This window comes from Marinoscillum sp. (genome assembly GCF_965229915.1).
In the GTDB taxonomy this organism is placed as follows: domain Bacteria; phylum Bacteroidota; class Bacteroidia; order Cytophagales; family Cyclobacteriaceae; genus Marinoscillum.
In genome coordinates this window covers 2,500,524-2,513,063 of the sequence record NZ_CBDDJZ010000001.1, presented here as the reverse complement: position 1 = coordinate 2,513,063, position 12,540 = coordinate 2,500,524, and the positions used below count along the sequence as shown (strand labels likewise).

The following is a 12,540-nucleotide window of genomic DNA, read 5'->3' as shown; positions in this document are numbered from 1 at the left end:
GGTTTATCGGAGCTCCCAAATTTTATTTCTTTTGGGAGTTTAGTGTGAGGAGTATTCATGAATAAACGGAGAATTTACTGGGTATGTCAGATTGGTGGGTGGTCCCTATATGGACTTTTACAGATCTTTTTGTACGCCACGGCCAACCAGAACTCTCCTGATATCTATCACATCATTGGTGAGCTATTGCTGGTGCTATTTTATCTCTGGTCAACTCATCTTCTACGGTTTATTGTCATCAATCGCAACTGGCTAAATCTCAGTTTCGTCCAGCTGATACCGAGGCTCTTCTCACTCATTTTCGTTTTGAGTGCGCTCAATTTCATCTTTTTACTTGGCTACTCGTCGCTGATCGATGAACTCAACAGCCAGGATTTTGCTCCATTTACCATATTTTTCAATGTATTGTTTACCATGTTCATATACTTCATATGGACTATATTCTATTTTATCTTTCATTATTTCGAGCGGTACAATAAGTCGCTGAAATATGAGGCTGCGGCCAAAGAGATAGAATTGCGAAACTTGAGATCACAACTCAATCCACATTTTATTTTCAATGCTCTGAATAGCATTCGAGCACTCGTAGACGAAAATCCAATTAAGTCTAAGAGTGCGATTACACAGCTATCCAACATACTCAGAAACTCCCTCACTGTAGATCGCCAACGGCTGGTAACCTTTGCAGAAGAGTTAGAAATGGTCAAGGATTATCTGGAACTTGAAACCATTCGCTATGAGGAGCGTTTGAAGACAAAGTTCGACATTGATGAAAATTCACTCGACTACCTCATTCCTCCATTGATGATCCAAACACTCGTAGAAAACGGAATCAAACATGGAGTGTCTACACTGCGTAATGGTGGAGTGATCGAGATAATATCTCGAGTGGATAACGAACGGTTGCTAATACAGGTAAGAAATGCGGGCCAATACGAAACGGGCAAAACAGATATGAAGTCCGGCTTTGGGCTTAATAACACACGCAAGAGATTGGAGCTGATCTATGGTGATCAGGCTTCATTTCAGATATTTAATGAAAACAAAAAGACTGTATTAACAGAAGTAGTTTTACCGAAGACTTTATGAAAACACTAATTGTAGATGATGAACGATTGGCACGCAAAGAGCTGATCTCCTTGTTAGAGCCACATAAAAAAATTGAAGTAATTGGTGAAGCTACGGATGTGGATGATGCTTTGGAGAAGATCAATCAGCTCAATCCGGAGTTGATCTTTCTGGATATTCAGATGCCTGGCAAAACAGGATTTGATTTGCTGGAGGCGTTAGATTCCGTGCCAAAAGTTATTTTCACAACAGCCTACGACGAATATGCGTTAAAAGCTTTTGAAGTCAACGCCCTCGACTATTTACTCAAACCAATTCAACCAGAACGATTAGAAGAAGCTATTGGCAAATTGAAAGTAGAAACTGAAGATAGTAAGGCCTCCAAATCATCGGATAAGCGAACGTTGGGTAAAGAAGACCAGGTGTTTGTGAAAGATGGAGACAAATGCTGGTTCGTAAAATTGGCTGATGTACGCCTGTTTGAATCTGACGGGAATTACATCAAGGTTTATTTCGCCGGTAATAAGCCGATGATCCACAAATCACTAAATGCTCTGGACGAAAGACTGGACGATCGTACTTTTTTTAGAGCCAGTCGGAAGCATATCATCAACTTGGGTTGGGTGGAGAATATTGATACCTGGTTCAATGGAGGGTTGCTGGTGCAGCTAAAAGGAGGCGAGAAGATCGAAGTAAGCCGGAGACAAGCAGCACGGTTCAAAGAAAAGATGTCTCTTTAGTTCTGGATCACCTCCAGAAATTCTTTTTCCACTTGCCAGTCTTTGGATAAGTTGATCATTGCTGTGGTTTCCATTTCAGTGACATAGCCTTTTTGGTGGTTTTCTTCCCAAGCATCTTGCAGGTGGGCGATTCGCTCTTCATTTGTAAACTTCACTATGATCTTGGCGAAAAAGTCTCGGGACCTTTCAAATGCTGATAAATAGTCTTCTGAGATAAACGAATTGGCCCAATCCAGTTCTTCCTTACTGTCTAACCTCGTAGCAGCATTCTCCAATATCTCTCGCTCATCATCATCCAATCCATGGTAGTGCAGGATCAATGATTTCAAGAGCATAACGGCCTTTTTCTGTTCTTTATCCATTAATGCAAAGGTGGTTGATGCTAAAAGTAAGAATTCTAATCCTCATAAAACAATCTCCACGTGATTTCATCAGCAATCATGAAACCTTTTGAGGTAAGAGACAATCTATTTTCGTTTAATTGGATCAGATGTTCGTCCAGCCACTGGTCGAAGAGGTTTTTGTAATCCATCAGCAAATCCACGCCGAATTTTTTCAAAACTTCTGTACAGTCCAGTCCTTTTTTTGTTCGTAAGTGAGTAAATAAATAGTCATTTAGTCTTTCGGTTTCTGAAAGTGATTCAACACTGGAAGGCAACTTCCCATCCTTGATAGACCGGATGTATTGTGCATTGTTACTTACGTTAAAAGAACGATTCACCCCATCATATGAGTGAGCTCCCGGGCCTATTCCCAGGTATTTCTTATTCTCCCAATAGCCCGTATTGTGTTTGGATTCAAATCCGGGTTTACCAAAGTTGGACACTTCATAGTGTTCATATCCTGCAGCCTTCATTGTTTTGATCGCCATTTCATATTGTCTGGCAGCTGTATCTTCTGAGACTTCACTGATCCGCCCTTTTTTGTGCCAGTTTCCAAATACGGTCCGCTCCTCAATAGTGAGTCCATAAAGAGAAAGGTGCTCCAGGTCGAAGCTCAGTAGTGTGTTCAGGTCACTCTTCCAGTAGCTAAGGTCATCTGGAGGGATGGCATAGATCAGATCAGCCGATATATTATTAAAACCAACTTTTCGAGCATTCACAAGACATTTTTCTGCTTCAGATTGTGTGTGGGCGCGATTGATCAGTTTTAGCCGACCCTCATCAAATGTTTGAATTCCGATGCTCAGCCGATTTACACCGCAGGATTTAATTGAATATAATTTCTGTTCGCTCAGGTCGTCAGGATTAGCTTCCAGGGTTATTTCTGGGTTGGTTATAACCCGATAGTTGCTTTCAATGACATGCAGGAGATGCTCCAATTGGATGTCCGTCAATAGCGACGGAGTTCCACCACCAAAATAGATGGTTTCAATGTGCTCAGAAGAAAGCTCATGAGCTCGCAGTTTCAATTCGGTAGACAAAGCATCGACCATCTCTTGTTGCCGTGAGAGATTGGTACTAAAGTGAAAATCACAGTAGTGGCATGCCTGTTTGCAAAATGGAATATGAATATAAATGCCAGCCATCAATTCGTTCTATATCTTGCAAAGGTACATCGTGCGTCTATGATCTTTCGGTTTATCCATGTCAGTCTATTACTTCTGCTTCTTACCGCTGGTTGGGCACAACGGAGGCGATATGTGTTTCAGGATGCTAAGTTGGTAGACAGTCTTTCAGTCCAGGACACAGTCGGCATTCAGGCCGCAGTGAATGAAAGGTTATTGAATCTCTGGAAGCAAGGCCATCTCTACGCAGGCATGGATAGTATAGTGGGAGACTCGATATACCTGCATCGTGGGGCATCATATAGCATTACCTTAGACGCCATATATTCCTATGACGTTTACTACGATTCACTCGAGACCACCATACCGAAATCAGGCAGTCTTTATTGGATCACGGCCAGGAAGAAGCTGCATGAACTAATCAATGAAGGTCATCCGTTTGCCAGCATATCTATGACCCGAATCCGTCGTGAGTCAGATCTCTTGCATGCGTCCTTATTAATAGATCCAGGCCCGTCAATTGTATATGATTCATTGGTTCTGTTAAATGCGGTGGATGTTAGCGCCAGCTTTCTGCAAAGAGTATTAGATGTTCGCCCAGGAATGCCGTATTCTGAAGATGCTTTTCTGAGCATCCCAAGAAAACTCAAACGATTGCCTTTTGTACAGCTCCGTCAAACTCCAGATGTTACATTCGCCGAAGGCAAGACGACCATTTATCTGGATTTGGAAGATTTACAGCAAAGCTCATTTGAAGGAGTCATTGGGTTTTTACCCAATCAGTCGGTGAGTAATGAGTTAGTGATAACTGGTTATCTGGACTTGTATCTGGCCAATTTATTTCGCTCCGGCAAGTCCCTCGGTATAAACTGGAATCGTTTTGCAGATCAATCACAGTCTGCGGACATTTCGTATACACACCCATACCTTTTTTCATCACCACTTTTTGCCAATTTCAATCTAAACATACTCAAGCAAGACAGCTCATTTCTCCAGCAAATGTGGAAGCTGGAACTGGGAACCAATCTTTGGACCACTTCTGAACTGGTATTGGGTTATGAACAAGAAAATGGAAGTTTGATAGATGCTACCGAGGTTGATTTGCGTAGTGGTATTGCCGACTATCAGTCTGGGATGTATTCTCTGGGTCTGAGGAGTGTCTATTACAATCTACCTTTTTCATTTGGTAAGGAAATGAAGTACCGGATAGGCGTGTCCCTTGGGGACAAAAAGATATCGAAAAACCCAGCCATTGATGTTTCATTTTATGATACCTTATCCTTACAGACCAACAGGCTCAGACTTACTGGAGGCTTTAGATATCAGCTGCCTGTTGCATCTGGTTTAGCCTTTTATCACTCATTATCTGGTCAAGTGCTGGTAAGTGACCAGTTACTTAGAAATGAGTTCAATCGGATTGGTGGACTGAACTCCCTGCGAGGGTTTAATGAGAACTTTTTCTTTGCCAGAAACTTCTTTTTATCCAGAATGGAACTTCGGCAGTATTTCGAACAAAACTCGTATCTAATGCTGTTTTATGATGTATCAGCACAGAGAGATTTAAACTCCAGTAGGTTACCCATGGGTGCAGGATTGGGCTTATCTTTAAATACTTCTTCGGGCTTATTTACCTTTGCTACAGCCATTGGCTGGTCTGAGGACATCTCAGCCGATTTCACAAATGTAAAAGTCCATTTAGGGTACATTTCAAGATTTTGATTAGAAACGCCATTTTACTACTGCTGATTACTTTGGCTACTGACCTCTCAGCCCAGCAGGATACCGTGTTCATAGAAGATTTGTCATCAGCCTGGCAAACCTTTGATGAGGCCGGCAACTCTATCCCATACATCGAGCGCAAAAGTGATATCGTGTTTTTTGAATTACCTCCATCCGAGCCGGGGGTGCTTCTTCGCATTGAAGCCAAAGTGCCCTTCGATATCTGGATCGGAGATCAGATATATCAAAACAATTTCAAAGGTACCGTATCCTTAAACGTAGACTCGGTTAGAAATTTTCATCTCGACAATCCCACTCTCACGTTTTATGGAAAAGACTGGCGGCAGACTGAGTTAAACACTAGGTTGCTGGAGGTGATAGGGTCTTCTAATGGCCTTTTGTTTGGTCGAATAAGTAAAAAAGGTCATCTGGATCAAAACAGCTACTTATTATTAGTGGGTTTGCTGCTGGTGATGGCAGGCGTTTATAGACGCTTTTTTGCGGCTACATTTAGCAAGTCTTACAGTAATCCGCTCAGTTTGAAGTTGCGTGGGTTAAGTGCGGAAGATGCTTATGCTAGTTTTTTCAGTTTTGATAATCTATATGCACTCATGTATCTGGGAGTGCTCGGTTCACTACTTAGTTATTATTTGGGCTATCAACTAATATCACTTGGATTAAATCCGGATTGGATGGTATCCGTACCTCGTGTATTACTGGTTGCACTTATTGGAGTACTTATGCTTCTAATGAAGTTCATTTGGAGCAATGTGGCTGGTTACATCTTTCAGTTCAAAGACCTTCCTAATATCCAAAACCAGGATTTCATTCATTTTTTGATTCTGCTGACATCCATCGCATTAGTCTTGTCCTCAGTTGATTACACCCTCTTCAATTTCACCTCAGAGAAAATTCGTTGGTTCATTGTTATCCTCTATGTTATCCTACTGATATTCTTTCAGTTCTGGATGATATTAAAGTTTGATAAATTCTATTCGCATAGAAAACTAATGATAATTACCTACCTTTGCACCACCGAATTCTTACCATGTTTTGTAATCATCTATTGGTTATTAAAATCGTAAGATCAACAGCCGTACTTTAACAGTATTTGAAAGGAATGAGTGAAGAATTGTTAGTTACAGACAAAGAAAGGCTTAACAAAGTATCGTCTATACTTGTGTCGCAACCAGAGCCTTCAGACAAAAATTCCCCGTACCACAAACTCGCCGAAAAGTATAATCTCAAAATTGATTTCAGACAGTTCATTGAGATTGATCCGGTGGATTCTAAGGAATTCAGAAAACAGAAAGTGAACATCCTTGATCACACAGCGGTGATTTTCACCAGCCGAAACGCAGTGGATCATTTTTTCCGATTAGCTGCCGAAACGAAAGTGGAAATACCAACCGATATGAAGTATTTCTGCATCTCAGAGCAGACTGCTAACTACTTGCAGAAGTATATCGTGATCAGGAAGCGTAAGATTTTCACAGGAGAACGCACTGCGCAGGACCTGCTGGAAGTTATGAAAAAGCATAAAAAGGAGAAATTCATTTTTCCATGCTCAGATATTAGAAAAGATGACATTCCAGAGTTCTTAGATAAGAATGGATACACTTGGTCTGAGCTCATCATCTATAGAACAGTGGCTTCAGATTTGTCGGATCTGGAAAATGTCTATTATGACATCTTGGCTTTCTTCAGTCCATCAGGGATCAAGTCATTGTTTGACAACTTTCCGGATTTCAAACAGAACAAAACCCGGATTGCCGCGTTTGGACCTACCACGGCCAAAGCTGTAAGAGATGCAGGGTTGATTTTGGACATTCAGGCACCTCTACCTAATGCCCCATCTATGACCGGTGCATTGGAATATTATATTAAAAAAGCAAATAACCTATAACAATCTCTAAGTAATAAGGGTATTTTTGTTATTAGCTTTTTTAATGAAAATGCTGTTATGAAAAGATTTGCGATTAGCATGATGATATTTTGGGGAGTGTATTGTGCACAGGCACAGAACACTCCCTTTTTTGGTCATTACATGTTCAATCCAACATACTTCAATCCGGGTTGGGCAGGTGGTGAGTCAGAAGCGTTTGTTGCGTTTCAGCACAGAAGTCAGTGGCTGGGGTACTCATCTTCATTCGATGGGTCTGGAGGAGCCCCAAGTACTCAGATGCTCACAGCACTCGTTCCGGTAAAGAACTTCCCTATTTCCTCTCTTGGGTTCAATGTGATTAATGACAATCTTGGGCCAATTACCAATCTACAGGCAGGATTGCCACTTACCTATACTCAGGAGCTCAGGCGAGGAATCGTTGCTGTGGGAGTGACACCCATTCTGTTTTCACAATCATTAAACACCGACCTGTATCGCCCAAATGAACCAGATGATCCCATTATTCCCGGAGGTGGCAGGCAGACTCAGATTGGGGCTAACCTGAATGCGGGTGTTTTTTATCGAAGCAATAAAGGTTTTTTTGTTGGAGCAGGAGTACAGAATATTCTGGAGCCGGGCTTTAATTATGGCGTGGACGGTTTGGATAACAAACTGGCTATGACCTATGCCGCACACTCTGGGTACACCATCACCATCAAAGACAATCTGTCCATTTCTCCCACAGTGTTAGTTAGATCCGATTTGAAGACTGTGACCTTTGACCTGGGAGGCATCATGACCATAGGGGAGCGAGTATGGGCTGGCATTTCCTACAGACGACAGGAGTCGGCTATCCTATATCTTGGTTATGCATTGATGGAAAACAAAGAATTGAAAGTTGGCTATTCCTTTGACTATGTGTTTGTCAATCAAAATGCAAAAGCAGCCACCACCCATGAAATCTTCGTGAGGTATGATTTGCCGAATTTGGTTTTTGGTGGAAAGAAAAAGGTAAAAACTCCGCGGTTCAGTTTTTAAGAGACCATATCTTAGAGATTCATCCATAAAAAGGGGTATTTTGAAGATAAAATTTGTGCCGAATTCGCAGAAGGTTATATATTTAGGCTTAGGAAGTCACAATATTTTTTGATAAAGTTTGTTTATTTTACATACTTGCAAGTTCAAATAAGGTGTTATGAATAATATGCGTGTTTTAAAGTTTTCCACTTTAAGCCTTCTTGCACTGGGATTTCTATCCCAAAGCTGCGGACTTTTTGGTGGAGGATCTTCCGATAATGGAGAACTAATAGGTGTTCCCGATCGGCAGGGATGGGAAATGACCAGACCATATGGAATGATTGCTGTTCCAGCTGGTACCTTTCACATGGGTCAGGCAGACGAAGATGTAGCTGCCACACAAATTAACCTGAACAAACAGGTTACAATCGGGGCATTCTTCATGGATGAAACCGAAATTACCAACAACGAGTACCGTCAATTCACCCAAGCTATCACAGAAGGATCTGAAGTTGATTTGCCAGCAGGCTATTCAATTGCAGATTTATTACCTGATACTATGGTATGGACGGAAGACTTCACTCACCATATGGGCGACCCTATGGTTGTTTACTATTGGTCACATCCAGCATTTGATGACTACCCGGTGGTAGGAGTTGATTGGAATGCGGCCAAATACTTCTGCGAGTGGAGAACTCAACATTTAAATGAATACAGACAGAGCGTTGGTCTTCCGATCATGCCGGCATTTAGACTGCCTTCAGAAGCTGAGTGGGAGTATGCAGCCAGAGGAGGAAGAGATATGGCAAAGTATCCTTGGGGTAATCCATATATAAGGAACCAAAGAGGATGTCTCTTGGCCAACTTCAAGCCAGGTCGTGGTAATTACTTTGATGACGGCTTTGCCTATACATCTCAGGTAGCTACCTATTTCTCGAATGATTATGGTCTATTTGACATGTCTGGTAACGTGGCAGAATGGTGCGAAGATGCTTACAATCCTTCAGCAATGCCACTGGTATGGGATTTGAACCCAACCTACTACGATGAAAGAATTGATTACAAAATAGTTCGTGGAGGCTCTTGGAAAGATATTGCCTATTACCTGGAGACAGGAACAAGAACATACGAACATCGAGATTCAGCTAGATCTTCTATAGGATTTAGATGTGCAATGACTTATCTTGGTAGATCATCAGGATACGAATTTTAAGATAAAACTAACCTAAATATTATAAGACAATGAGCAAAAAAGGCGGATTTCAGGAGCTTCTCTTTTCAACGATAATGCCGAAAATTTACGGTATTGGTGCTGCGATTGTAATTGTAGGAGCGATGTTTAAAATATCACACTGGCCAGGAGCTACAGCGATGTTGGTAATTGGACTTACTACAGAGGCTGTAATATTCTTCTTGAGTTCCTTTGAGCCAAAACACAAAGAAATTGATTGGGCTAAAGTATACCCAGAGTTAGCTGATGACTATGATGGTCCTGTTGCTGCTCCAAGAAAAGTAACTTCAGGCGGAAACACTGGTGTAGCAGCTGGCATGGATAAGATGCTTGCTGACGCTAAAGTTGGTCCTGAGTTGATTAAAAGTTTGGGAGATGGGATGAGAAATCTTTCTGACTCAGCCAGTAAAATGGCTCAACTAGGAGATGCTGCTCTTGCTACAAACGAATATGCTAAGAACGTAAAAACTGCTTCAGGTACACTTGTAGAAATGAACAAGTCCTATGCTGCCAGTATGGAAGGCATGAAGTCAATGACTGAAGCTGCTAAAGATACTAAAGAGTATCATACACAAGTGCAGAATGTAACCAAGAGCTTGGGCGCATTGAATGCAGTGTATGAGATGGAGTTAAAAGATGCTCAAGGACACGTCAAGTCAATGAACAAATTCTACTCTAACCTGACTCAAGCATTGGAAAGTATGGGAGATGCTGGAAAAGAAACTACAGCATTCCAGGCTGAACTTAACCAACTTACAACCAACATTGCTTCACTTAATAAGGTGTATGGCAACATGCTAAGTGCAATGAAACAAGGTTAATTCCCAACTTAACACGCTAAAAAGAAAAGACTATGGCTGGAGGAAAAGAAACACCACGGCAGAAACTGATTGGAATGATGTATTTGGTGCTTACTGCATTGTTAGCACTGAACGTATCCACTACAGTCATTGATAAGTTCGTATTTCTGGATGATTCTCTTGTTCGGGCTAATAGAGAAACCGATGAGAGAAATGCTCTTGTGCTCGAGAGCATTGTAGATATGGTGAACGAAACCGGTAACCGCCCTAAGGACCAAGCAGTGATGGAGGCAGCTCAAGAAATCCGCGCTAAAGCATCAGAGGTGCTTAAGGAGTTGACTCTATTAAAAGATACGCTTGTAACCCTAACAGGGGGATACGAGGAAGGACACGAAGGAGAATACAAAGGAGATGCTAAACACCTGAAAGGTAAAACAGATTATGACAAAGTAGGTCATTATATGATGCCTGAAGAAGAAGGAGGAGAAGGACATGGTGCTCGACTGAAGGAGGTTCTAAATGGATATGCCCAATTTGTGAGAGAGAAGCTAACAGAAGTTGGAGCTGAGGAATCAGATCTAACGTACTATAGACCTATAGCTTTAGACGCAGATGAGGATCCGATTTACAGTGAAGACCCGAACCAACAAGGAAAGCCATTCTCTACTCTAGCATTTGACAGTTCACCTACCCCAGCTGGACTTGCTACGATCAGTGAGTTCCAATCAAGGGTGCTAAGCTACGAAACTGGTGCGATGGACTTCTTGTCTAAGAAAGTAGGAGCTGGTGATGTGAAATTTGACAGAATCATCCCTATGGTGAAACCAGAAAGTAAATATGTTGCTGCTGGCACTAAGTATACTGCTCAAATGTTCATTGCAGCGTCTTCTTCAGGGATGACACCTACTATGACTTATGATGGCAATGAGATCGAGGTGACTGATGGACAAGGATTGGTAGAGTTCACAGCTAACTCTTCCTCTTTTGATGAGAATGGTCTTGCCAGAAAAACTTATGAAGCAGCCATTACTGTGACACTGCCAGGTGGTATTGATACTACCTTCAAAGAAACTTACGAGTATTTCGTAGTGAAACCTACGATTCAAATCCAATCCACGTCTGTTCAGGCATTATACTTGAGATGTGGTAATAATCTGGATGTACAGGTGCCACAATTAGGGGTAGCTTACAATCCTTCATTCAGTGCCTCTAATGCTAGAACTTATCAAAGTGGAAGCAGTAAAGGTCAGGTTACAGTAGTACCTACCAACGGCCAGGATGTGGAACTGAAAGTGTCTAGTAGTGGCAACTACATTGGCTCAAGAACATTCAAAGTGAGAGGTATTCCTGCACCGACAATCGTACCAGGAACTAATCAGGGTCCGATCAACTTGAAAGATGGAATGGATGCGAAAACTCCAAGAATTTTCCTACAAGCTGTAGCAGATGAAAGTTTCCAGCAATTCCTGCCGGAAGATGCTAAGTTCAGGGTAGCGCAGGCTACAATTACCTTGGTAAGTGGTGGAATTGGTAGAGGGTCTGTTACTTCAGGTCCGCAGGTGAATTTAGGAGCTATTGTATCTCAAGCAAGAAAAGGAGACAATTTGGTGATTGAGATTAAGCAGGTTCAACGTCAAAACTTTAGAGGTGAAGTAGAGGATTTTAACAATTTCCAAAGAATTGTTACGATTCCTCTCAAATAATAAACAGGTTATGAAAAAATTATGTTATGCAATGCTTTTGGGTCTTTTGACCTCTCCTATGCTGCTAGCGCAGGAGATGGATGTGAAGATCCCCGTAATAAAAGCAGAAGTTGAAGAAGCCCATATCATGTTCGAAAGAATGGTATGGAGACGGATGGATTTACGAGAGAAGCAGAATTCTCCCTTCTTTTCTATAAATGGAGAGCTGCCTCGTTTGCTGATTGAAGGCGTAAACGCTGGATTGATTAAGCCATATAGAACTGATTCATGCATCAATTTGATGTCGGATAGTGCATTCCAGGCGAATACATCTATTGAAATTCAGGGTGGTGGATTTGATGGTGGCGGATTTGGTGGCGGATTCGGCGGAGGATTTGGTAACGAAACCAACTCACAGCAGTCTTCAGAGCCTCAGTTTGATCCAATCCCTCCTACTGCAATGGATGTCATTTATCTGAGAGAAAGAGTATTGTTTGATCGAAATAGATCAAGAATGTATTGGTACATTCAATCAATCTCTCTCGTATTACCTGGTAGAGCAGGATCTACTTACAACCCTGCTGGATTCGAGAAACCAGTAGCACATTTCAAGTATGAGGATGTGGTGAACTTGTTCAGAGGACCGTATGTGGATAGAGCTATTTGGTATAACAACCAAAATCAGGCGCAACATCGAAATTATGGAGACGCGTTTGAATTGAGGTTATTCTCAGCACCAATCACTGAGGTGTCTAACGCACAAAGTTTGGATATCAGACAGCAAACAAACGATCCATATGAAGCTGTGATGATGCAGCAACAGCTTGAATACGAGTTAATGGAATATGAAAGCGAACTCTGGGAATACTAGGAGTTTGTGCTTAAAAATAC

The 12,540-nt window shown here is 41.7% G+C and carries 12 protein-coding genes; 10 read left to right on the top strand and 2 right to left on the bottom strand.

What is annotated here, in order from left to right; genetic code table 11:
• The first annotated feature begins 57 nt into the window (after nucleotides 1-57).
• Complete coding sequence (locus tag ACO067_RS10880) at nucleotides 58-1,089, top strand: sensor histidine kinase (protein ID WP_421873948.1); 1,032 nt, start codon at nucleotides 58-60, stop codon at nucleotides 1,087-1,089.
• On the top strand, nucleotides 1,086-1,808 hold the full coding sequence (locus ACO067_RS10875) for a LytR/AlgR family response regulator transcription factor (RefSeq protein ID WP_421873946.1): 723 nt from the start codon (nucleotides 1,086-1,088) through the stop codon (nucleotides 1,806-1,808). The genes ACO067_RS10880 and ACO067_RS10875 overlap by 4 nt, the downstream gene beginning before the upstream one ends.
• Here ACO067_RS10875 and ACO067_RS10870 read toward each other — a convergent pair.
• Together ACO067_RS10870 and hemW are read right to left on the bottom strand one after the other, a co-directional pair.
• Nucleotides 1,805-2,170 carry a hypothetical protein gene (locus ACO067_RS10870; RefSeq protein WP_421873944.1) on the bottom strand — a complete coding sequence of 122 codons (366 nt, stop codon included), beginning with the start codon at nucleotides 2,168-2,170 and terminating at the stop codon, nucleotides 1,805-1,807. The two genes, ACO067_RS10875 and ACO067_RS10870, sit on opposite strands and share 4 nt — an antisense overlap.
• Before the next feature lie 35 nt (nucleotides 2,171-2,205).
• On the bottom strand, nucleotides 2,206-3,336 hold the full coding sequence (hemW, locus tag ACO067_RS10865; protein WP_421873942.1) for a radical SAM family heme chaperone HemW: 1,131 nt from the start codon (nucleotides 3,334-3,336) through the stop codon (nucleotides 2,206-2,208).
• 39 nt (nucleotides 3,337-3,375) lie between these two features.
• Between hemW and ACO067_RS10860 the strand changes: the two genes are divergently transcribed.
• The 8 genes from ACO067_RS10860 to gldN all read left to right on the top strand — a co-directional run bounded on the left by ACO067_RS10860 (nucleotide 3,376) and on the right by gldN (nucleotide 12,520).
• Nucleotides 3,376-5,034: a ShlB/FhaC/HecB family hemolysin secretion/activation protein gene (locus tag ACO067_RS10860; protein ID WP_421873940.1), complete on the top strand. Its 1,659-nt coding sequence runs from the start codon at nucleotides 3,376-3,378 to the stop codon at nucleotides 5,032-5,034.
• Entirely contained in the window at nucleotides 5,031-6,119 is a 1,089-nt protein-coding gene (locus ACO067_RS10855; RefSeq protein WP_421873938.1) for a DUF4271 domain-containing protein, read from the top strand. Before ACO067_RS10860 ends, ACO067_RS10855 begins: the two co-directional genes overlap by 4 nt.
• A gap of 35 nt (nucleotides 6,120-6,154) precedes the next feature.
• Entirely contained in the window at nucleotides 6,155-6,940 is a 786-nt protein-coding gene (locus ACO067_RS10850; protein WP_421873936.1) for a uroporphyrinogen-III synthase, read from the top strand.
• A 57-nt stretch (nucleotides 6,941-6,997) separates the two neighbouring features.
• On the top strand, nucleotides 6,998-7,957 hold the full coding sequence (locus ACO067_RS10845) for a type IX secretion system membrane protein PorP/SprF (protein WP_421873934.1): 960 nt from the start codon (nucleotides 6,998-7,000) through the stop codon (nucleotides 7,955-7,957).
• Between the two features lie 157 nt (nucleotides 7,958-8,114).
• Entirely contained in the window at nucleotides 8,115-9,149 is a 1,035-nt protein-coding gene (locus ACO067_RS10840) for an SUMF1/EgtB/PvdO family nonheme iron enzyme (RefSeq protein ID WP_421873932.1), read from the top strand.
• A 74-nt stretch (nucleotides 9,150-9,223) separates the two neighbouring features.
• Complete coding sequence (gene gldL / locus ACO067_RS10835) at nucleotides 9,224-9,988, top strand: gliding motility protein GldL (protein ID WP_421873930.1); 765 nt, start codon at nucleotides 9,224-9,226, stop codon at nucleotides 9,986-9,988.
• Between the two features lie 32 nt (nucleotides 9,989-10,020).
• Nucleotides 10,021-11,670 carry a gliding motility protein GldM gene (gene gldM / locus ACO067_RS10830; RefSeq protein ID WP_421873928.1) on the top strand — a complete coding sequence of 550 codons (1,650 nt, stop codon included), beginning with the start codon at nucleotides 10,021-10,023 and terminating at the stop codon, nucleotides 11,668-11,670.
• Between the two features lie 10 nt (nucleotides 11,671-11,680).
• Nucleotides 11,681-12,520, top strand: coding sequence for a gliding motility protein GldN (gldN, locus tag ACO067_RS10825; protein WP_421873926.1), 840 nt, complete (start codon nucleotides 11,681-11,683; stop codon nucleotides 12,518-12,520).
• Nucleotides 12,521-12,540 lie beyond the last annotated feature (20 nt).